General features: G+C 50.3%; 22 protein-coding genes. 11 read left to right on the top strand and 11 right to left on the bottom strand.

All coding sequences use genetic code 11. From position 1 onward, the window contains the following. Positions 1-308: 308 nt before the first annotated feature. From Q8O77_RS08195 to Q8O77_RS08215, 5 genes are all read right to left on the bottom strand, one after another. Positions 309-584, bottom strand: a complete 276-nt coding sequence (locus Q8O77_RS08195; RefSeq protein ID WP_305552367.1) for a type II toxin-antitoxin system RelE/ParE family toxin — start codon at positions 582-584, stop codon at positions 309-311. Then, positions 571-864, bottom strand: a complete 294-nt coding sequence (locus Q8O77_RS08200; RefSeq protein ID WP_305552368.1) for a type II toxin-antitoxin system RelB/DinJ family antitoxin — start codon at positions 862-864, stop codon at positions 571-573. Before Q8O77_RS08200 ends, Q8O77_RS08195 begins: the two co-directional genes overlap by 14 nt. Before the next feature lie 69 nt (positions 865-933). Further along, positions 934-1,617 carry a cold shock and DUF1294 domain-containing protein gene (locus Q8O77_RS08205; RefSeq protein ID WP_305552369.1) on the bottom strand — a complete coding sequence of 228 codons (684 nt, stop codon included), beginning with the start codon at positions 1,615-1,617 and terminating at the stop codon, positions 934-936. Between the two features lie 90 nt (positions 1,618-1,707). Continuing rightward, positions 1,708-2,574 (bottom strand): carboxylating nicotinate-nucleotide diphosphorylase, encoded by an 867-nt coding sequence (gene nadC / locus Q8O77_RS08210; protein ID WP_305552370.1) that lies wholly within the window; start codon positions 2,572-2,574, stop codon positions 1,708-1,710. Between the two features lie 42 nt (positions 2,575-2,616). Beyond that, the gene (locus tag Q8O77_RS08215) at positions 2,617-3,150 is read right to left on the bottom strand and encodes a TIGR02281 family clan AA aspartic protease (RefSeq protein ID WP_305552371.1); all 534 of its coding nucleotides are present in this window, start codon (positions 3,148-3,150) and stop codon (positions 2,617-2,619) included. Between the two features lie 67 nt (positions 3,151-3,217). On the opposite strand from Q8O77_RS08215, the gene ampD reads away from it, so the two are divergent. From ampD to Q8O77_RS08270, 11 genes are all read left to right on the top strand, one after another. After that, entirely contained in the window at positions 3,218-3,796 is a 579-nt protein-coding gene (gene ampD / locus Q8O77_RS08220; RefSeq protein WP_305552372.1) for a 1,6-anhydro-N-acetylmuramyl-L-alanine amidase AmpD, read from the top strand. Continuing rightward, positions 3,797-4,654: a regulatory signaling modulator protein AmpE gene (ampE, locus tag Q8O77_RS08225; protein WP_305552373.1), complete on the top strand. Its 858-nt coding sequence runs from the start codon at positions 3,797-3,799 to the stop codon at positions 4,652-4,654. 130 nt (positions 4,655-4,784) lie between these two features. Next, entirely contained in the window at positions 4,785-5,702 is a 918-nt protein-coding gene (locus tag Q8O77_RS08230; RefSeq protein ID WP_305552374.1) for a S9 family peptidase, read from the top strand. Next, entirely contained in the window at positions 5,702-6,397 is a 696-nt protein-coding gene (locus Q8O77_RS08235; protein WP_305552375.1) for a response regulator transcription factor, read from the top strand. Before Q8O77_RS08230 ends, Q8O77_RS08235 begins: the two co-directional genes overlap by 1 nt. Beyond that, positions 6,394-7,644, top strand: a complete 1,251-nt coding sequence (locus Q8O77_RS08240; RefSeq protein WP_305552376.1) for a HAMP domain-containing sensor histidine kinase — start codon at positions 6,394-6,396, stop codon at positions 7,642-7,644. The genes Q8O77_RS08235 and Q8O77_RS08240 overlap by 4 nt, the downstream gene beginning before the upstream one ends. Positions 7,645-7,858: 214 nt before the next feature. Next, entirely contained in the window at positions 7,859-8,617 is a 759-nt protein-coding gene (pdhR, locus tag Q8O77_RS08245) for a pyruvate dehydrogenase complex transcriptional repressor PdhR (RefSeq protein ID WP_305552377.1), read from the top strand. Between the two features lie 63 nt (positions 8,618-8,680). Then, entirely contained in the window at positions 8,681-11,347 is a 2,667-nt protein-coding gene (gene aceE, locus Q8O77_RS08250) for a pyruvate dehydrogenase (acetyl-transferring), homodimeric type (RefSeq protein WP_305552378.1), read from the top strand. Positions 11,348-11,358: 11 nt separating this feature from the next. Further along, positions 11,359-13,020, top strand: coding sequence for a pyruvate dehydrogenase complex dihydrolipoyllysine-residue acetyltransferase (aceF, locus tag Q8O77_RS08255; RefSeq protein ID WP_305552379.1), 1,662 nt, complete (start codon positions 11,359-11,361; stop codon positions 13,018-13,020). A gap of 152 nt (positions 13,021-13,172) precedes the next feature. After that, positions 13,173-14,585: a dihydrolipoyl dehydrogenase gene (gene lpdA, locus Q8O77_RS08260; RefSeq protein WP_305552380.1), complete on the top strand. Its 1,413-nt coding sequence runs from the start codon at positions 13,173-13,175 to the stop codon at positions 14,583-14,585. Positions 14,586-14,723: 138 nt separating this feature from the next. After that, positions 14,724-15,017 carry a type I toxin-antitoxin system antitoxin YafN gene (gene yafN / locus Q8O77_RS08265; protein ID WP_305552381.1) on the top strand — a complete coding sequence of 98 codons (294 nt, stop codon included), beginning with the start codon at positions 14,724-14,726 and terminating at the stop codon, positions 15,015-15,017. Then, positions 15,014-15,409 carry a type II toxin-antitoxin system YafO family toxin gene (locus tag Q8O77_RS08270; RefSeq protein ID WP_305552382.1) on the top strand — a complete coding sequence of 132 codons (396 nt, stop codon included), beginning with the start codon at positions 15,014-15,016 and terminating at the stop codon, positions 15,407-15,409. Before yafN ends, Q8O77_RS08270 begins: the two co-directional genes overlap by 4 nt. A gap of 136 nt (positions 15,410-15,545) precedes the next feature. On the opposite strand, the gene Q8O77_RS08275 is transcribed toward Q8O77_RS08270, so the two are convergent. The 6 genes from Q8O77_RS08275 to Q8O77_RS08300 form a co-directional block, all read right to left on the bottom strand. Beyond that, on the bottom strand, positions 15,546-16,556 hold the full coding sequence (locus tag Q8O77_RS08275; protein WP_305552383.1) for a hypothetical protein: 1,011 nt from the start codon (positions 16,554-16,556) through the stop codon (positions 15,546-15,548). Positions 16,557-16,803: 247 nt separating this feature from the next. After that, positions 16,804-17,235, bottom strand: a complete 432-nt coding sequence (locus Q8O77_RS08280; protein WP_305552384.1) for a hypothetical protein — start codon at positions 17,233-17,235, stop codon at positions 16,804-16,806. 53 nt (positions 17,236-17,288) lie between these two features. Then, positions 17,289-17,840, bottom strand: coding sequence for a hypothetical protein (locus Q8O77_RS08285; protein WP_305552385.1), 552 nt, complete (start codon positions 17,838-17,840; stop codon positions 17,289-17,291). A gap of 99 nt (positions 17,841-17,939) precedes the next feature. Then, positions 17,940-18,185 (bottom strand): Rho-binding antiterminator, encoded by a 246-nt coding sequence (locus Q8O77_RS08290; RefSeq protein ID WP_305552386.1) that lies wholly within the window; start codon positions 18,183-18,185, stop codon positions 17,940-17,942. 60 nt (positions 18,186-18,245) lie between these two features. Further along, positions 18,246-19,133, bottom strand: a complete 888-nt coding sequence (locus Q8O77_RS08295; protein WP_305552387.1) for an acyl-CoA thioester hydrolase/BAAT C-terminal domain-containing protein — start codon at positions 19,131-19,133, stop codon at positions 18,246-18,248. A gap of 165 nt (positions 19,134-19,298) precedes the next feature. Next, on the bottom strand, positions 19,299-19,991 hold the full coding sequence (locus Q8O77_RS08300) for a hypothetical protein (RefSeq protein ID WP_305552388.1): 693 nt from the start codon (positions 19,989-19,991) through the stop codon (positions 19,299-19,301). Between the last annotated feature and the right edge of the window lie 34 nt (positions 19,992-20,025).

The following is a 20,025-nucleotide window of genomic DNA, read 5'->3' on the forward strand; positions in this document are numbered from 1 at the left end:
TAGCCCTGTAGGCTGGGTGTTATTTTGAGCATTTTTACAAATGGCGCAAGCGAAATGTTAGTAATTCCATCGCATTTACCTAAATTACTGCTTTTTAACGCTATTTGCCTGGTAATTGAGCGGTTTTGCTGCAAGCTGTATAGTATAAAAGTACTAGTTAAGTTGCTCTAATTTTTTCTGCAATAAATCTGAATGCCGTTTATCGTTACTGAGGCGCCAACCAGCGCATTCAGTTTAGCAGGTGTTTGCGGTTTTTTTCGGCAGTTTTAGCCGGCCGGGCAACATATGGATTAAGAAAGATGCGGGGGTTAAGGCCATTGTTGGGCGGCGTGTAACACGCGCAGAACCGTAATGGCTGTGTCGGACTCTGTATACACCACAACATAATTTGCATGGGCCACCATTTCTCTGGTGCCCGGCACTCTGCCTATACGATACAGCTGAGGATGCGTTAGTAGCCTTACAGTTTTGGCTTCAATTTCGTTTTTAAGCTGCTGTGCCGCATCGGGGTTATCATCTGAGATGTAATCGACAATGGCGAGTAAATCTGCCCGTGCAGCTGTTTTCCAATTAAGCTTTAGCATGGCGTTTGCGGTCGATCAGCGCCTGAACTTCATCCATTACGGTTGTATGAGGCAAAGTTGCCGAGGTATCGTTAAGCGCTTCCTGAACCTTGGCTTTAAACCAAGTGTCGTAGGCTGGAGCGTCGGCAATAAGGCCGGGCGGCAAGCCCCCTTCTTTTGAAATTCGGGTGAGTAAAATACGCACCGCATCTGACACAGTTAAACCAGCATTAGCTAATTTGGCTGCTGCGTCGGCTTTTAACGCATCATCTACCCGTACATGTAACATTGAACTGGCCATATTGTTACCTTTTATCTTGCTAAAGATGTTAAGTATGTATCTCAATTGAGATACCGTCAACTTCTCAGGCTAGCCAGCCCACAATGCCATGCGGGCTAGAAATTGCTCACCCCAGGGCGATAGCAGCCAGCTAACTAACAAGGCGTTGCCGAGGATAACAAAGCCGAATTCTCGCCGGAACGACAGCTTGCTGCGCTTGTGCGCCAATTGGCGCTGCGCCAGGTAAGCGCCCGGCCAGCCGCCGATTAGCGCAAATAACTGCAGGCTTTGTTCTGCCAGCCGGTTGCCATGCCGGGCAATGGCGGCTTCTTTGTCGGCTTTGTACAGCCAGTAGGTAAAAATGCTGGCCTCTAAATACAGCAGCGGCAGCACATAGGGCAGTTGGCCGAATAGTAATGCCGCCAGCACGGCGATAAGAAAGGCAATACGAAACAACAACGCCAGTTGGTTGGCATAGTGAATGCTGTTGTCTGTCGGTTTGGGGCTGTGGCGAATATTGACGGCTGTGGCTGTGTTTTGGGCCGCGGTTTGGGTTGCGGTTTTGGTGCTACTCAGGCGCCAGGGCGCTGCAATGTCACGGCCGCGCTTATCTTTTGCCTGACTGAAATGCAGCTGATCGCCATTTTGCGGCCGGCCGCTAGTGCCGGTTTGATCGCGGATATGAAAAAACAGTTTTTGCTGCGTTTGCTGGCACAACACAAAGCCGAAGCCTTTGTCGTCACGCCAAAAAACTACGCTACCGGTTAATTGCATGAAGTATTCCTGCTGGCTTGTCTCGTTCCTTGAGACAGGCCCACTGTAGCAGAAGTTTAACCGCCAGACGTCAGACGAGTTGCTGTTTTGCTACTGAATATTTAGCCGCATAGATAAATCAATGGCTTGCACATGTTTGGTTAGCGCGCCGCTGGAAATATAATCGACTCCGGTGGCGGCCAGTTCGCTTAAGCGCTCGCTGGTAATATTGCCGGACACTTCCAGTTTGGCCTTGCCGTTATTGAGCGCCACCGCCTGGTTAATATCGGCCAGGCTAAAGTTGTCCAGCATAATAATGTCGGCGCCGGCGTTAAGCGCTTGTTGCAGCTCGGCCAGGTTTTCGGTTTCTACTTCTACCGGTTTGCCGGGAAAATTCTGCCGCGCTGTTGCCACGGCATTGGCAATAGAGCCGGCCGCGGCGATATGGTTTTCTTTAATTAAAAAGGCATCAAACAAGCCGATGCGGTGGTTTTTACCGCCGCCGGTTGTTACCGCGTACTTTTGCGCAAAGCGCAAGCCCGGCAGGGTTTTACGGGTATCTAACAATTTGGTGTTGCTGCCGTGTAAAAACTGCACATAGTAAGCGGTAGTGGTGGCGGTGGCGCTTAACAGCTGTAAAAAGTTAAGCGCGGTGCGCTCGCCGGTAAGCAGAATACGCGCCGGGCCGGTTAAGCGGCACAGCTGGCTGTTGGCGGCTACTTTGTCGCCGTCCTTTACCTGCCAGTTAATGCTTACCTCGTTGCCCAATTGGCGAAACACTTCATCAGCAAAGGCGGTGCCGCATACCACGCAATCTTCGCGGGTAATAATGGTTGCGCTGGCCTGTTGCGCTTGGGGAATCAAAGATGCCGTAATGTCGCCCTCTGCCAATGGCAAAAAGCCCAAGTCTTCTGCCAGAGCATTAGACACCGCGCGGATTATTTCCTGTTGCAGTAAGGTAGAAAAGTTAGTATGCATAGTATTTGCTATAGCCTTTGGTAAAACAGCCGTATGTAAAAGTTAGTTGCGCTGGATCAGCGTAAGCTGGTTGCCTTGTTGGTGGAATTCTAACTGTTTAAGCGCACTCATGCCCAATAATATCTCAGTGCCGCCCCCGCCACTGTTTAAACCGGGCACTATGCTGGCCGGAATATTATGCAGCACTATATCACCCAGCTGTAAGCGGTCGATACGGCTGCGCCAGGCATCGGCGATGCCGTTGGCGGTGTTGACTTTGATAGCCGTACCAAACGGCAGGCCGAGTTTTTCTGCCGTCGCAGCGGCAATGGCCACTGTGGTAGCGCCGGTGTCCAGCATAAAATCTACCGGTTGGTTATTTACCAGCAAGGTGCCGACATAGTGGCCGCTTTTGTTACGGATAAGCACGGTGCGGGTTTCGCCAGCGCTGCCTTGCACACTGCGCAGTTGCTGGTTCGGATTAAGCTGTTTGCTGATGGTGTCCTGAAAAAACACAAACAGCAGTGCCATTAAAATAAGCCAGGCAATGATGGCAAAGGTCTTACCATATTTGTTTGATGGTTCAGGCGCTTGCATTAACAGCCTCCGGCAGTGACAATAGCGCATAGCTTACTGACACCGCCGTACAAAGGCAAAATTTCTGATGAGCGTCGAATCTCCCGCTATGTTACTGCGGCCCAGCCCGCACTGTGATGCCCGCCCTGAGGGCGAGAGCATCAGCCTGTTGGTGATCCACAATATCAGCCTGCCGGCCGCTGAATTTGCCGCTGTGCCTGAGCAAAGCTTTGTCGACGCGCTGTTTATGGGCAGCTTAGATTGCAGCGTACATTCAACTTTTGCTGGCTTAGCCGGGCTTAGGGTGTCGGCGCACTGCGTAATTTGGCGTGACGGCCGTATTTTCAATTATGTACCTTTTGCTAAGCGCGCCTGGCATGCCGGGGTTAGCCAGTTTGCCGGCCGCGAGCGTTGCAACGATTTTTCCATTGGTATTGAGTTAGAAGGCACCGACAATTTGCCTTATACTGAGCAGCAATATCAGAGCCTTATTAAGCTGACTTATTTTTTAATGCAGCAACATCCGGCTATTACGCCACAGCGTATAGTGGGCCATTGTGATATTGCGCCCGGGCGTAAAACCGACCCCGGCATCGCGTTTGACTGGATGCGCTACCGCAGTACGATAGTAGAGTGGGATAAAAAGCGCGATAAAGGAGTTTTCTAAATGACATTAATCAGTATGCTGCTGGCGTTAATTATTGAGCGCTTAGCTGTGCGCAGCGATGCCTGGCAAGCCAGCCGCTATTGCCGTGCCTATGTGCGTTTTACCGCCGGCTCGGCATTGCACAAGTTGTCATCGCACAACTTAGGCCAATACCTGTGGTTGGCGTTGCCAGGCGGCGTGGTAATGTTGCTGCTGTGCTTGCTGAATAACCATTTGGTCAGCCTGGTGGTTAACACTCTGGTGTTGTTGGTAGCCATTGGCTGCTGGCATTACCGGCAGCTGTATAAGCAATACTTAAATGCGATGGAACGGGGCGACGAAGAAGCCGCCTTTATTACCATGCAGCAAATACGCAGTGATATGGGCAGCCAACGTGAGCAAAGCAGTTATGGCCAGTTGTTGGTGTGGTTAAACTTCCGTTATTACGCTGCTGTGGTGTTTTGGTTTTTATTGCTGGGTGCCTTTGGTGTGATTACCTATGTGCTGGTACGCCACTTACAGGAAGCAGTAGCGGAAGAGCATGCCGCCGACTATGCCGTTTGTCTGGGCGAAGATAACAAAGCTGTACACTGTACTGCGCACTGGGCGCTGTGGTTTCCGGCACGGTTGTTTGGTTTGGGTTTTGCGCTGGTGGGGCATTTCTCCCGCGCCTCTACCGCGCTGCTGGGGTACTTCCTCGATTTTACCGCCAACAACGAACAAGTGGTGGTGGATGTTGCTACCGCAGCAGAGCCGCTGCCGGCAGAGAGCTTAAATACCCTGGAAGACAGCAGCTATATGGTGCAGTTAGCCAAACGCAATATGCTGTTCTTCCTGGCCTTTACCGCCATTTTGACCTTAAGCGGCTGGTTGAGTTAACGCACAAAATCACTGTTAAGGCGCCGCTGTGGCGCCTTTTTTCTGCCTGATTTTTCACTTCACGCTGATTTCACACCGGCCATGACACCCTGGGTTGTACGTTAAACGCAACCTGAAGCAGGTGATTAAAATGAGCAAAACCGGAGTGAAGAAAATGCTGTTAACCTTAGGCGCTGTTATCACCGCACTGGCCGCCGGCTGGTATGCCTTATTTGGCTTAAAACCCTATACCGTCACGGCAAGCGATATTAGCCAGCGCTATGCTTATACGTTGTCGCAGCCGGTCGATGTAACACTGCAGCCGGATGACAACAACGGCTATCATTTCTACTACAGCAGCTTTGACGGCGCCAGGGTAAATGGCTACATGCGTTTACCCCAAACTGTTAGCGGCGCTTCACAACCGCTGCCGGTGCTGATTGGTGCCCATGCCATGGGGCGGGCTCATGTACGCTGGTGGCAGGATAGCTATAAGCAGCGGCCAACGCGGGAGAGTACCGACAAAATTACCGCCATGGCACTGGCAAAAGGCTATGCCGTGGTTACCATAGATGCCCGTAACCACGGAGAGCGGAAAGACCCGGAGCACAGTATCGTTGATATTATTAATAACCTGCATTGGTGGGGAGAGCGTGAGCCCTATGAGCAGATGCTGATAGATACAGTGCGCGACCACCGGGTGTTGCTGGATTGGCTTAGCAGCCAACCGCAATTTGATGCGACACGGATTGATATTGCAGGGTACAGTATGGGCGCTCAGGTCAGTTTACTGCTGGCGGCTGTTGACACCAGAATTAAGCGGGTTGCGGCAGTAGTGCCGCCGCATATGAGCAACCGTACCGCCATAGTCGCGCCTCTGAGCCTGCTGTCCGGCATGGCGGATAACCCGGTATTGCTGTTAAGTGCCAATGATGATGAGTACGCCAGTGAGAAGGAAAATATGCAGCTGTTTAATGCTTTACCCAATATCGATAAGCTGCACTATAAGTTTGCCGGTGGCCACTTATTGCCGGCCGGTTATGTGCAGCACTTTGAGCAATGGCTGTAATGACAACTGATAACAGGTTAACTGTGCTGGTAATTGAAGATAACCGCGCCATTCAGGCCAATATTGCCGACTACTTTACCATGCAGGGCGCTGTAGTTGATTTTGCTCTGGATGGTCGCCGGGGCGCTGAATTGGCTTTGCAGCATTATTACGATGTTATTGTGTTGGATTTAACCCTGCCCCGGTTAGATGGCCTCGATGTATGTACCTTGCTGCGCTGCAAAGCGTCGCGGCATATTCCAATCCTGATGTTAACAGCGCGCGATAGCCTGCAGCACAAGTTGGACGGTTTCAGCGCCGGCACAGATGATTACCTGGTAAAACCATTTGATTTGGCAGAGCTATGGGTCAGGGTCCGGGTGTTGGCCAGGCGTTATGTGCAGCAGCATCATCAGCTGGCGCTGGGCAATATTAGCCTTAACAGGCATCTGCATCAGGTGTGCTGCAATAGCCAACTGATAGAGCTAAAACCTATTGGTTTTCAGCTTTTGAGCATACTGTTGGAAACATACCCGCGCCCGGTGAGCCGCAGCGAGCTTTGCAGCAAAATTTGGGGCGATGAACCAACAGAGTCGGATGCGCTGCGCTCGCACTTGTACCAGCTACGCAAAATCCTGCAGCAGCATGGTGCTTCAGTTAGCATTGAAACCCAATCGGGTGTCGGCTTTGCATTAAAAGCAGAGTCTGTAACATGAAAGTGCTGTCACTGCGAAGTCGCATTCTGTTGGCCTTTATCGCTGGTTCGGCTTTGGTAGGGTTGTTGTTTGGTTTGAGTACCATTATTTTTGCTTATCATACCGAAGATCAGGTGTTTGAAACGCTGTTACAGGCTGAGGCGGCCTATGCAGAGCAGCAATTAGCAAGCGTTAGCGCGATACAGCCCCGTCTGCAGTTTGTAAGTTATTATGCTGATGTTTCAGCATTGCCGCAGCAAATCCAAGCCACGTTGCAACATGCGCCTTTGCGCAACGAATTTGCTTTAGACAGCGGGCAGCATTATCACCTGATCCGCTTGTCACAGGGCTTTTTGCTGGCGGATGTCACAGAGCAACTGGTGGTCAGGCAAATGCGGCCGCAGTTATCACTGTTTTTACTTACACTGCTGGCCATCGTGGTGCTTTGCTCTGCCGGCTTCGCTTACTTGTTGGCCAGGCGTGTGCTTAAACCCTTACATAAGTTAACGCAACTGGTCGACAGCACGGGCCTGAACCCGGACATGCCGTTAACCGGCAGCTTTGCAGATGACTTTGCGCCGGACGAAATTGGTCGTTTGGCACGGGCACTGCAAAAAGCCCGTCAGCGGGTGGCCGAATTCATCGGTCGCGAGCAGCAGTTTACTAAGGACGTATCACATGAGTTGCGCACGCCGGTTACCATCAGTCAGGGGGCGCTGACACTGTTGTGCCATACGCCGCTGACAGCGCAACAGGCGCAGTATGTTGCGCGCTTGCAACACGCGCAGCAACAGATCGCGCAGAGTATAGCGGTGCTGATGTTACTGGCGCGCGAGCAACTGCCAGCGTCACAGCGGGTGGCGCTGCTAGGCCCGGTAGAGCAAAGCATTTTGCAACAGCAGCATAAGCTGGAGGCAAAGCCGGTGCAGCTACAGCTGAATATCAGCGAGGACGCCGGTGTGGTAATAAATGACACTGTGCTGCTGATGTTACTGAATAATCTGGTGGCGAATGCGTTTGATTACACTGCCGCAGGTGTGATCAGTATTAGTTTCACCCGGAACATACTGACAATTCAGGATAGCGGCAGCGGCATAGACGCGGCGATCCGCGACCAGGCATTTGAAGCCGGTGTTAAAGGTGAGCGCAGCCAGGGTATGGGCGTAGGTTTATCTTTGGTAAAGCGGCTTTGTGACAAAGCGCAGATCCGCTATCAGCTTGAAAGTAGCGCAGCAGGCACCTGTGTCAGGCTGCAGTTCCCGCAATAGCTACCTGGTCAGACCAATTTTTTCAGCCACTGTCATGCCTGTGCATTATTGAGTTATTACTCTAACTATTTTCCGCTTTTGCCTTTGCATAGATTCTCTGCTTTATTTACTTGTTATGCAGAAACTGCTACCTTAACGCCACTAAAAATAAATTGGTAAGACCAATTTACAGTGAGCTGAAGCTAAGCTCTGCAACAGGCAAACATGGCGGCGCATGGCAGATTTTAAAATTAAACCGGCGAAACTCTCTGATCGCATAGTCGAGCAACTGGAAAACATGTTGCTCGAAGGCAGTTTTGCGCCGGGGCAAAAGCTGCCACCGGAGCGCGACCTGGCGGAAATGTTTGCCGTGTCACGGCCATCATTGCGTGAAGCGATTCAAAAGCTGGAAGCCAAAGGTTTGGTGAGCCGGCGCCAGGGCGGTGGTACTTATGTGTGCGATAACCTGGCCGTTGGCCTTACCGATCCGTTGTTTGAGCTGATTGCACGCCACCCCGAGTCACAATTTGATTTACTGGAGTTTCGCCACGCCTTAGAAGGCATTTGTGCTTATTACGCGGCACTGCGTGGCACGGCAGCAGATTTTGCGCAGATTACCGCACATTATGACGCTATATGTCAGGCACAGCAGTTGTGTGACATTGATGCAGAAGCCAAAGCGGTGGGCAGTTTTTATTTAGCTGTGGCAGAGGCGTCACATAATGTGGTTTTACTGCATTTAGTGCGCGGCTTAACGCCACTGGTGGAGCAGAATATCCGGGTTAACCTGGAAACCCTGCAGCAGAAGGAAGGCATTGTCAGCCAGCTGAACTCGCATCGGCAACGGCTGATGCAAGCGGTCATTAACGGCGAGCCGGAGAAGGCGCGCCAGGCCAGCAATGGTCATCTGGCCTTTATCGAAGAAGCCCTGTTGGATTTAGGTAAAGAGCGTTCGCGTATTGAACGTTCGTTACGTCGCACCCAACAAGGCTGATAACTCATTTAACGCACATGGGCATTTATAGCACAGGCGTGCATAACCAAAGGAAACCTCGATATGTCTGAAGTCAGTAAAGTTGACATCGACGCTCTGGAAACCAAAGAGTGGCTTGAAGCGCTGGAATCGGTTGTTCGCACTGAAGGGGTCGAGCGGGCGCAGTTCCTGCTGGAGCAGGTGTTAGAGCAAGCGCGGTTAGACGGTGTAGCCATGCCTACCGGCGTCACCACTAACTACATTAATACCATTCCTACGCAGCAAGAGCCGGCATATCCTGGCGATGTTAACCTGGAACGACGTATCCGCTCGGTGATCCGTTGGAATGCCATTATGATAGTGCTGCGCGGCTCGAAAAAAGAGCTGGATTTAGGCGGCCATATGGCGTCTTACCAGTCTTCAGCGGCGTTTTATGAAACCTGTTTTAATCACTTTTTCCGCGCCCCGAACGAGAAAGACGGTGGCGATTTAGTTTATTACCAGGGCCATATTTCGCCGGGTATTTATGCCCGTGCTTTTGTTGAAGGCCGCTTAACTGCAGAACAACTGGATAGCTTCCGCCAGGAAGTAGACGGCAAAGGCTTATCCAGCTATCCGCACCCGAAATTAATGCCGGAGTTTTGGCAGTTCCCAACCGTGTCTATGGGTTTAGGCCCGATAGCCTCAATTTATCAGGCGCGGTTTTTAAAATATTTACACGGCCGTGGTTTAAAAGACACCAGCGCACAGCGCGTATATGCCTTTTTGGGTGACGGCGAGATGGACGAGCCGGAATCACGCGGTGCGGTAAGCTTTGCTGCCCGTGAGAAGCTGGGCAACCTGTGTTACCTGATCAACTGTAACCTGCAGCGGCTGGATGGCCCGGTAATGGGTAACGGTAAAATTATTCAGGAGCTGGAAGGCTTGTTCCGCGGCGCCGGCTGGAATGTTATTAAAGTAGTGTGGGGCCGTGGTTGGGACAAACTGCTGGCCAAAGACACCACCGGTAAATTGCTGCAACTGATGAACGAAACCGTAGACGGCGATTACCAAACGTATAAAGCCAACGACGGTGCCTATGTACGTAAGCACTTCTTCGGCCGTTATCCGGAAACTGCGGCACTGGTTGCCGATATGACCGACGAAGAAATTTTCGACTTAAAACGCGGCGGCCATGAACCATCCAAACTGTATGCTGCCTTTAAAGCGGCGCAGGAATGCACCGACAAACCTACTGTTATCCTGGCCAAAACCGTAAAAGGTTACGGCATGGGTGAAGCAGCAGAGGGCAAAAATATTGCCCACCAGGTGAAGAAAATGGACCTTACGCACGTGTTGCAACTGCGTAAGCGTTTAGGCCTGGAAGATTATATCAGCGAAGAAGCGGTAGCCGACTTACCGTACATTAAGCTGCCCGAAGGCTCGCCGGAGCTGAAATACCTGCACGACCGTCGTGCGGCGTTAAACGGTTACACCCCGGTGCGTTTACCTAACTTTACCAAGCCACTGACGTTACCGGCGCTGAGCGCCTTTGACGGCCTGCTCGAAGAACAAAAGCGTGATATCTCTACCACCATGGCTTATGTGCGGGCGCTGAATATTCTGCTGAAAGACGAGCATGTCGGTAAGCAAGTAGTGCCGATTATTGCCGACGAAGCCCGCACCTTTGGTATGGAAGGCTTGTTCCGCCAAATTGGTATTTATAACCCGGGCGGCCAAACTTATACCCCGGAAGATCGCTCTGTAGTGAGCTACTACAAAGAAGATATCGGCGGCCAGGTACTGCAGGAAGGTATTAACGAACTGGGCGCTATGTCGTCCTGGGTGGCGGCGGCCACGTCGTACAGCACCAACGATTTACCGATGATCCCGTTCTACATCTACTACTCCATGTTCGGCTTCCAGCGGGTTGGCGATATGGCGTGGATGGCCGGTGATCAGCAAGCGCGCGGCTTCCTGTTAGGCGCTACCGCAGGGCGTACTACGCTAAACGGCGAAGGCTTACAGCACGAAGACGGCCACAGCCATATTCTGGCCGGCACAGTGCCAAACTGTATTTCTTACGACCCAACCTATGCCTATGAGCTGGCGGTTATTCTGCATGACGGTATTCACCGTATGTACGGCAAAGATCAAGAAAACATTTATTACTACATTACCGTAATGAACGAGAACTACCACCATCCTGCTATGCCAAAAGGCGCCGAAGAGGGTATTCGCCGCGGTATTTATAAGCTGGAAAGCTTAAACGGCGATCGCGGCAAGGTACAGCTGATGGGCTCGGGCACTATCTTAAACGAAGTGCGCAAAGCAGCAGAAATACTCAGCAAAGACTACGGCGTAGCGTCTGACGTGTACTCGGTAACCTCGTTTAACGAGTTAGCGCGTGATGGCCAGGACTGCGAGCGCTTTAATATGCTAAACCCGGATGCCAAAGCCAAAACGCCTTACATTGCTACGGTAATGAACAACGCGCCGGCAATTGCTGCGACCGACTACATGAAAAACTATGCCGACCAGGTACGGGCTTTTATTCCGGCTACGTCTTACAAGGTGCTGGGCACCGACGGTTACGGCCGTTCTGACAGCCGCGAAAACCTGCGCCGTCACTTTGAAGTGAACGCCGGTTATATCGTAGTAGCGGCACTGAGCGAGCTGGTAAAACAGGGCGAACTGAAAAAAGCGGTAGTGGCAGATGCGATTAAGAAATTCGGCATCGACGCTGGCAAAACCAACCCGCTGTACGCATAAGAGGATTGCACATGACTATTGAAATTCATGTTCCGGATATTGGTGCTGATGAAGTTGAAGTCACCGAAATCCTGGTTAAGGTTGGCGATAAGGTCGCCGCTGATCAGTCACTGCTCAGCGTAGAAGGCGACAAGGCTTCTATGGAAGTACCGGCCAATGACGCCGGCGTAGTAAAAGAAATTAAAGTAAAAGTAGGCGACAAGGTTAAAACCGGCAGCCTGATTATGACCTTTGAAGGTGAAGGCGCCGCTAAAGCAGACGCCGCACCGGCGAAAGAAGAAGCTAAAGCAGAGCCAAAAGCTGACAGCAAAACCGAAGCCAAAACTGAAAGCAAAGCAGCCGCCAGCGTGCAGGATGTAAAAGTACCGGATATCGGCGGTGATGCCGTTGAAGTTACCGAAATAATGGTGAAAGTAGGCGACACGGTAAGCGAAGATCAGTCATTGCTTAGCGTTGAAGGCGACAAAGCCAGTATGGAAGTACCGGCGCCGTTTGCCGGCAAGGTAAAAGAAATTAAAATCAGCGTTGGCGATAAGGTGTCAACCGGTAGCCTGATAATGGTGTTTGAAACCACAGGTGCGGCCGATGCTGCACCGGCAGAAGCTGAAGCAGCAAAAGCAGAAAGCAAAGCGGAAACTAAAGCTGAGGCTGCACCAGCTAAAACAGAAAGCAAAGCTGAAGCGGCACCTGCAGCCTCAGCTGCTGCAACAGCGGCCGATGGCTTTGTTGAAAACAGCGCCTATGCCCATGCCTCACCGGTTATCCGCCGTTTAGCGCGTGAGTTCGGCATTAACCTGGCCAAGGTTAACGGCACTGGCCGTAAAGGCCGCGTAGTAAAAGAAGATGTGCAAAACTACGTGAAGCAGCTGGTAAAACAAGCTGAAAGCGGTGCGGCGTCTTCAGGTTCTGGCTCAGGTAACAGCATGGGCTTTGACTTAATCGCCTGGCCAAAAGTAGATTTTGCCAAGTTCGGTGAAGTAGAAGCCAAGCCGCTGTCACGTATTCAGAAGCTGTCGGGTAACAACTTACACCGCAACTGGGTGCGTATTCCGCATGTTACCCAGTTTGATGAAGCCGATATCACCGGGCTGGAAGACTTCCGCAAAGAGCAAAACAGCTTAGCCGAGAAGAAAAAGCTCGGCGTTAAGTACACGCCGCTGGTGTTTATTATGAAAGCGGTCGCTAAAGCACTGGAAGAGTTCCCGACTTTCTGCAGCTCGTTGTCAGAAGATGGCCAAAGCCTGATCCTTAAAAAATACGTGCACTTAGGTATAGCGGTAGACACGCCAAACGGCCTGGTTGTACCGGTAGTTAAAGACGTAAACAAAAAAGGCATTATCGAGCTGTCACGCGAGTTACAGGACATCTCTGTTAAAGCGCGCGAGGGCAAGTTAACTTCTGCCGATATGCAGGGCGGCTGCTTTACCATCTCCAGCCTGGGTGGCATTGGCGGTACGGCGTTTACGCCTATTGTTAACGCACCGGAAGTGGCCATTTTGGGTGTGTCTAAATCGGACATTAAACCAAAATGGAATGGCAAAGAGTTTGAGCCTAAGCTGATGCTGCCACTGAGTGTTTCTTACGACCATAGGGTAATTGACGGCGCCCTGGCAGCACGCTTTACTGCCACCCTGGCCAGCTATCTGGCGGATATTCGTCAGATCATTATGTAATGTTTCGCTAAGAGCGAATTTTGTGTCCCGTACTGAAAAGTTACGGGACATCGCTCAGGCAGGATGTTAAAATTCTGCCACTTTTTTCGCCTGATAGCCGTACCCTACAAAGTGACGCTGTCAGAACACCGACTCAATGAAAAGGTAATACGATGAGCAACGATATCAAAACTCAGGTAGTAGTCGTGGGCGCAGGCCCTGGTGGTTATTCTGCAGCATTTCGTGCCGCAGACTTAGGTTTAGAAGTTACCCTGGTTGAAGCGCGCAGCACCTTAGGTGGCGTGTGTTTAAACGTAGGTTGTATTCCATCTAAAGCCTTATTACACGTTGCTAAGGTGATTGACGATGCCCGCGATATGGCATCACACGGCGTTACCTTTGGTGAGCCGAAAATTGATTTGGACAAAATCCGCAGCTGGAAAGACAAAGTAGTTGGCCAGCTGACTAACGGCCTGGCCGGTATGTCGAAAATGCGCAAAGTTAAGGTAGTTACCGGCTACGGTAAATTTACCGGCGCTAACACCTTACAGGTTGGCGACACCAAAATTACCTTTGAGCACGCCATTATTGCTGCCGGTTCAGAGCCGGTATCACTGCCGTTTATTCCAAAAGATGATGACCGTATTATCGATTCTACCGGTGCACTGGAATTAAAAGATATTCCGGGCGAAATGCTGGTATTAGGTGGCGGTATTATCGGCCTGGAAATGGGCACCGTATACCGTGCGCTGGGCTCTAAAGTATCAGTAGTAGAATTTGCTGATCAGTTAGTACCGGCAGCCGACGCCGACATCGTTAAAGCCTACACCAAGTACAACAAAGACAACTACAACATTATGTTGTCAACCAAAGTTGTTGGCGTAGAAGCGAAAAAAGACGGTTTATACGTTACTTTCGAAGGCAAAAACGCCCCGGAAAAAGCGGTACGTTACGACAAGATCCTGGTAGCGGTTGGCCGTAAGCCAAACGGCGCGCTGTTAGATGCTGCCAAAGCCGGTGTTAACGTAGACGAGCGCGGCTTTATCAATGTTGATAAGCAACTGCGCACCAACGTTGGCCATATCTATGCTATCGGTGATGTTATCGGCCAGCCAATGTTAGCGCACAAAGCAGTACACGAAGGCCACGTAGCGGCTGAAGTGATTGCCGGCCAGAAGCACTACTTCGACCCGCGCTGCATTCCATCAGTAGCTTACACCGACCCGGAAATGGCCTGGACCGGCGTTACCGAGAAAGAAGCTAAAGAGCAGGGCTTAAAAATTGAAACTGCTACCTTCCCGTGGGCAGCGTCAGGCCGTGCTATCGCTTCTGCCCGTACAGAAGGCTTTACCAAGCTGATTTTCGACAAAGAAACGCACCGTATTCTGGGTGGCGCTATTGTTGGTATCAACGCCGGTGAAATGCTGGGCGAAATCTGCTTAGCAGTAGAAATGGGTGCCGACGCTGAAGATATCGCGTTAACCATCCACGCGCACCCAACGTTGAACGAGTCTATTGGTTTAGCTGCCGAGATGTACGAAGGCTCAATCACCGACCTGCCAAACCCGAAAGCGAAGAAAAAGTAATTTTTCTAAGTTGAGTGTTTAGTACAAAGGCCGCAAATGCGGCCTTTGTTGTTTTTGTCAGCTTGTAATCTGCCTGCCTAAGTACCATACTACGCCTGTGCTTAATTATGTACATGATAATGTACTTTGAGGTGTTGCATGGCGTCACATGCTATTTTGGCGGAAAAGGCGGTTTCAGTATCTGAAGCCCGTAAGAATTTAAGCCAGTATTTTACTGATGAACCCGTGGCGGTGTTGTCGAATAACAAGCCTGCTGGTTATATGTTAAGCGCTGAGCTGTATGAAAAAATGCTGCGCATTATTGAAGCATCCGGCACCGTAGATCTGGGACTGTTTCGCCCGGCAGCAGCAAGGCTAAAAGAAATAAGCCGTGTCAGCGAAGAGCTGTTGTTAAACGCTGATAGCGCAAAGTTGAGTGAATTCAGTGAGTGATACGGGTTTTTACCAGCAAGGTATTAGATGAAGCACTAACGGCAGATGAGCGTGTTGCGTTAATCGCTGACTTTAAAAAGTACAAGGCAGGTAAGCTGCCCGCCTTGTTTGGTAAGGATGTGCCGTACGATCACCCGTTTAACCTCGACATTATCAAGCAAGAGCAGGTAAGGCATATTCACCTCGCGGCAAGCGGCGCTGGTTTTCCCATTTTTATTACACAGGCAAAGCGAACCAGCGATACTCACTTGGTTTACTGCCGCGGTTTCACCAACGAAAACTGCTATTTATTAATGGCCATTCTGCAACCCAACGCGCATGACTTGGCCAAGTCTAACCAATTGATGTATCAGCTTGGTCTGATGGCACAAGCGTTCCGGCAGCAGTTTTGAGACAACTTTCAATGCCTCAATCATCCAGCCAAAGACGCTGATGTGCGGCTGAGAACGGCTGCCGACCAACAAACAGTCGACCCTTGGCAGTTGAAGCGGTAGTTAGTTTTGCAAACTGAAATTTTGCACACTCAGCTCATTCTGTTGCTGTTACTGATGCATTTTTGTGGAAAGCTCTTTTTATGAACGCTAAAGACGAGGAGTTTAATGCAACGCCGCTGTCGTGCATTATAGCCAAGTCTAAGGGGGTGATGTTGTACCTTCTGCTATAGTAAAAGGCTATGCCGTTCATGATTGTATTTTCCAGTGCATGCCCTCTGTGTTTATCTGCATCTCCAATATGTGCATATGAATTGCTCTTAAAAGCCAGAGGAACCGAGCCCCCATATACTGCTTCTGCGAATGGTCCAGTAAAGTAAGGGTTACCATTAACAAAGCGAATATTGTTGTCATAGGTGGAATAATTAACGTTTTCAGTGCTGGACTGGGTATTAATATTAAGCCAACCACTGAAAGCCAAAGCGTGCCCTAGTTCGTGTATAAATACCGACATACTATCTATTTTGCCTACGGCTACAGGTTTCAATCGTTGATAAGGTTCTTCGTCCAACCACATGCCGTCCAGTGCTTTTCGATCTGTAGTGATTATAAGATCTGGTTCTGCACCGTTGGGGTCTATACCTGTTCGGATTTCAAACGCGACACCTTGTTCGTAAATTCTCTTGCCAGCTATAGTGCGTACATAATACGACCTCTTGCTATGTGCGCTGTGTCTACCCATATTGTCGTGTACAACTTGTACCAAGATCTCGATTGTTGCGCTGCCAGCCAGGTGTTGCTCCCAAGCTTTTCCTGCCGCTTTAATATTCTCAGCGTACAGTGTTTTGTTTTTTATTAATCCCTGTGGGTCCTTATAGCTAACGGTAAACGTTAAGCTTGCAGCAGTGCGATTAGATGCAAGTTCTACAGCCGGCTGCGTAGGCTTACCGTTGACGGTGCATTGCTGTTGATCGTCAGTGAAAATGTCATTTCCGTTTTTGTCTCGACACTTAATAAACTGTGACGCTGTTGATTGTGAAGTGATAAAAATAGCCAGCAATAGTGGCGAAAAAATAAGTAAAAACCGGCAGGGAAAGCTAAAGCGCATTTATTTTTTCTCTATATATTTTATGAAAGTGCGTAAATAGAGTTTTGCTTCTGACATTCGTTAAATTTTATGTTTGCCGCAAGCTGCTCGCGTTTATTATTACCTAAGTTATGGTCATCAAGCGAGCAATTGGCGATGCGTTTAAACCGTTCTTGCTTATGCGCTTGCTCCATAGCTTCTAAAATTCGGCAGTGTTGGGCTCGGGGCGATGGATTTTGGCCCTGAAAGTGAAGTGACAGCGGTGTTTTTACTCATACTGCTGGCATTCAAATACCAGCTGGCCCGTGGGATAGGGTTCAGCTTTATTGCCATAATGCAGTAGCTCCAGCCTGCTGTGATGTTTGCCTGTGCCCGGGCTGAAATAAGATGCACTAAACGCTCGTACCGGCGCAGCCGGGGCTGGAGGCTGTACCTCCAGATAAAAATCCAGAATATGCGGTATATCGGTAATATCTGTGCGGTTAACGCTAACGATAAAAGTATGGTCTTTTAAAGTGAAAAGTGGCTTGGCGGCAGGATTTGCGGCATCCAGCATTACTGTGCGTTCTTGTATGTCGTCCAGACTAAAACCGGGATAATCCAGCGGGATCAGGTTACAGTTAAGTTCCAGTTGTGTGAGGCCGGCGTTTGCAGTTGTGCTTAATAAGCCGAAAAGTGCAGTGATCAGGATTTTGGACATAAAGCAAACGCCATTATAAATTCAGAAATATCAAGCAGGATTATATTCCGGGATTAATCGCAACCAAGCTTATTCTGCTGAATAAAACTCTCAATATCAAAGTGGTTTACCTTGTCCAGGATCTGGCTTTTCGTGCCGATATGAAAGCCGCGAAAGTGGATGTTGCACTTCAGCTCTGAGCTGCTGTAAACGCCCGGGCCGCCGCCGAAAATGTAAGTATTGTTGTCCTGATACGCTTGTTCTGTATCTATGCTGGTTAACCAGCGTGCTGTTATCTCTGTCAGCTGCTCTGGCGTATCCCGGCGAAAAAAGCGCAGTTTATCGGCGGCAATGGCGCCCTCGCTCATCTTGGCTTGTGTTAACAATACGCCATTGGCCGGGATCTGATACCGGCGGGCGTCGTGTTGGTACTGCAAGGGCTCGCCGCTGGCTTGATCAAAAATAACGTAAAAGGCGCCAACATAATTTGCCGGCAGAATATAGTGCTCAGCCTCGCGCTGCTGCACCGTCTCACTGCAAGCGGTAAGTGAGTAGCATAAAAATAATGCGCTTGGGCAGCGTTTGAGCACTGCCATAATTAACGTGGTGCTGAAGAAACCGGGCATAACGCAACATCCTTGCTGTAGGTGGTAAATAATGCACTGTTTGGCATGGCTGATAGCCGTGTTGTTTCGGTTTGCTGTGTTCAGAGCCTGCAACCTGATTTACTTAAACCGCACTTGCTGCAAATGCGGATTAGCTACTGTGACTTCAAGCAGTGCTATATCCTCCAGCAGCACCAGTTCATCATTATCGTTTTGTTTGATAACCAAACATTCCTGCCGCTGGTCGTTATAGCGGGTGGTTAGCGCTGTGCCGCTAAGCACAGCACCGCTGCTTAGCGTTAGCTTTAGCGGATAATGGTACAAGCAGACAATTTCAATATAATCATGTAAGTCACATTTGAGCATTTCAGACTCCGGCAGCAGATGGTTAGCGTATTTTAGACATCAGTCTTTATTAAAGCAGTATCAGCGTTGCTGCGACTTTTGGATAAAAGCCATGATCTCAGGCTGATACTTATTACCCAAGCCGCCGTGGCCGGCGCCTTCAATTTTCAGGTGTTGATAGGCAAAAGGATACTGATGTTGTTGCAGGCGAGCCATCATCCGGTCGGACATTTCACTGGAAGGCCATACTTCATCGGCGGTGCCGGAAATAAACAGTACATCAGCCTGCATCTGCTCTACCGGAATTTTGGCTCGCTGATAGGCGCTGTGGTTCTGCATTGCCAGCTCGTAGCTGCGGCGTAAATCGCCGTGTACCAGCGTAGGCAGAACACTGCGCAAATCGATTGGTACAAACGAAACCGGTTGTTGTTGCCAGACCCAGGACGAGCTGGTGCTGTACCATTCTGAGCTGCCAAATACCGCATCGGCGCCGACCACGGAAACTACGGTACTAATATTGCTGTTGCGGCTGGCGAGCAGCAGTGCCAATTCTGCCCCTTTTGATGTACCAAGCAGCGTTATATTTTCAGCTCTTACGCCCGGTTGTGCCGCGGCGTTATCGATTGCAGCAATTATGCTGGTTAGTTCTATCCTGTCCAACCCTGCTGGTGTATCGGGTAGACCAAAATAGCCGATAGCCAGTAAGGCAAAACCGGCATCCAGATAATGCTGGCGCTGCGAAGCGCTTTTGCTGTGTGCCCAGGGTATGCCACCTTCTGAACCGCCAAATACAACGATTAATGGCGCTGGCTTATCCGGGCCTGCCTGGTCAGGCAGATAGAAATGGCTTTGTACCTTGCCCTGGTATGCTACCGGCCAAAATGTGGTGATCAGCAGTGGCAGCTGACTAAGCAGCAAGATGCTGCTTACCAGGGCCAGCAGTATAAATTTGCGCGAGCGGATAAACATCGGCATTGCCTCAGAAGCATAATTAACAGAGGCATTATTACTTAGCTGCGGCCAGTGGGAAAGGACACTTTGTCAGCAAAACTGCCTGACAACTGTCATGGCAAATATACCGGCACGGCTTTGACCTTGTAGTGCCGGCAACTGATACCTGCTTAGCAATTGCCGCTAAATAGCTCTGATGCGCAGATCCAGCTCCTGGTAATACAGCCGGGTCAGGCCTTCATAGCCGGAGTCTGTGCCGATAAATACCCAGATAGTACCATCAGCATTGCTGGTAAAGTGCAGCGGTGTGGCGCTGCTATCGGTCACGGCTTTGCTGGCAAATTTTTGGCCATCACAGCCTATATCCGCTGCGGCAATATTGCCGATCACGCGGCCCTGGGTGCCGTCCTGGCTTTGGTTGCCTTTATCGGCATTTAAGTAGTAACCGGCTTGTTTTGGCTCTGCGGCGGCGTAGCCAAACTTTAAGTAAACCGACTCACCAGGCGCACCGCCGATACCAACGCAATCTGTGCCGGCATCAGTTAAAAAGCGCACTGAAACCGACAGCTGGTAGCGGGTGGAGGGTTCCAGCCCGGTTATTTGTTTTTTGATGTACATAAACAAATCGTCGCTGCGGTTCATGCCGGCCAGATAAAAGCCTGTGCCGGAAAAGCCTGTTGGCAGTGGGCGGATACCGCTTTCAAGTTCAAAAATATCAGCGTTGTCGACGGGGTAATCAGAAAACCCCGGCTGCCACTGCTGAGCGCCATCGCGAAAATCATAATAGTGTGCCGGCAAGGTGCCGTATTCAATATCACAGCCGCTTAGCAGCAACAGGCTGCCAGCGAGCAGGGGTAGGGCGCTAATATTCATCATGCTATTCCTCAGCTATGGAGTAGCCTGGATGTTA

Source organism: Rheinheimera sp. (assembly GCF_030690345.1).
Classification (GTDB): domain Bacteria; phylum Pseudomonadota; class Gammaproteobacteria; order Enterobacterales; family Alteromonadaceae; genus Alishewanella.

What these genes read in the sequence shown, in the direction of transcription:
- ampE (WP_305552373.1), top strand. Translation starts at nt 3,797, where the DNA reads ATGACATTAATCAGTATGCTGCTGGCGTTAATTATTGAGCGCTTAGCT.
- Q8O77_RS08285 (WP_305552385.1), bottom strand. Translation starts at nt 17,840, where the DNA reads ATGCCCGGTTTCTTCAGCACCACGTTAATTATGGCAGTGCTCAAACGC.
- Q8O77_RS08240 (WP_305552376.1), top strand. Translation starts at nt 6,394, where the DNA reads ATGAAAGTGCTGTCACTGCGAAGTCGCATTCTGTTGGCCTTTATCGCT.
- Q8O77_RS08295 (WP_305552387.1), bottom strand. Translation starts at nt 19,133, where the DNA reads ATGTTTATCCGCTCGCGCAAATTTATACTGCTGGCCCTGGTAAGCAGC.
- Q8O77_RS08280 (WP_305552384.1), bottom strand. Translation starts at nt 17,235, where the DNA reads ATGTCCAAAATCCTGATCACTGCACTTTTCGGCTTATTAAGCACAACT.
- Q8O77_RS08200 (WP_305552368.1), bottom strand. Translation starts at nt 864, where the DNA reads ATGGCCAGTTCAATGTTACATGTACGGGTAGATGATGCGTTAAAAGCC.
- lpdA (WP_305552380.1), top strand. Translation starts at nt 13,173, where the DNA reads ATGAGCAACGATATCAAAACTCAGGTAGTAGTCGTGGGCGCAGGCCCT.
- Q8O77_RS08235 (WP_305552375.1), top strand. Translation starts at nt 5,702, where the DNA reads ATGACAACTGATAACAGGTTAACTGTGCTGGTAATTGAAGATAACCGC.
- ampD (WP_305552372.1), top strand. Translation starts at nt 3,218, where the DNA reads ATGAGCGTCGAATCTCCCGCTATGTTACTGCGGCCCAGCCCGCACTGT.
- yafN (WP_305552381.1), top strand. Translation starts at nt 14,724, where the DNA reads ATGGCGTCACATGCTATTTTGGCGGAAAAGGCGGTTTCAGTATCTGAA.
- Q8O77_RS08290 (WP_305552386.1), bottom strand. Translation starts at nt 18,185, where the DNA reads ATGCTCAAATGTGACTTACATGATTATATTGAAATTGTCTGCTTGTAC.
- aceE (WP_305552378.1), top strand. Translation starts at nt 8,681, where the DNA reads ATGTCTGAAGTCAGTAAAGTTGACATCGACGCTCTGGAAACCAAAGAG.
- Q8O77_RS08195 (WP_305552367.1), bottom strand. Translation starts at nt 584, where the DNA reads ATGCTAAAGCTTAATTGGAAAACAGCTGCACGGGCAGATTTACTCGCC.
- Q8O77_RS08275 (WP_305552383.1), bottom strand. Translation starts at nt 16,556, where the DNA reads ATGCGCTTTAGCTTTCCCTGCCGGTTTTTACTTATTTTTTCGCCACTA.
- Q8O77_RS08300 (WP_305552388.1), bottom strand. Translation starts at nt 19,991, where the DNA reads ATGATGAATATTAGCGCCCTACCCCTGCTCGCTGGCAGCCTGTTGCTG.
- nadC (WP_305552370.1), bottom strand. Translation starts at nt 2,574, where the DNA reads ATGCATACTAACTTTTCTACCTTACTGCAACAGGAAATAATCCGCGCG.
- aceF (WP_305552379.1), top strand. Translation starts at nt 11,359, where the DNA reads ATGACTATTGAAATTCATGTTCCGGATATTGGTGCTGATGAAGTTGAA.
- Q8O77_RS08230 (WP_305552374.1), top strand. Translation starts at nt 4,785, where the DNA reads ATGAGCAAAACCGGAGTGAAGAAAATGCTGTTAACCTTAGGCGCTGTT.
- Q8O77_RS08215 (WP_305552371.1), bottom strand. Translation starts at nt 3,150, where the DNA reads ATGCAAGCGCCTGAACCATCAAACAAATATGGTAAGACCTTTGCCATC.
- pdhR (WP_305552377.1), top strand. Translation starts at nt 7,859, where the DNA reads ATGGCAGATTTTAAAATTAAACCGGCGAAACTCTCTGATCGCATAGTC.
- Q8O77_RS08205 (WP_305552369.1), bottom strand. Translation starts at nt 1,617, where the DNA reads ATGCAATTAACCGGTAGCGTAGTTTTTTGGCGTGACGACAAAGGCTTC.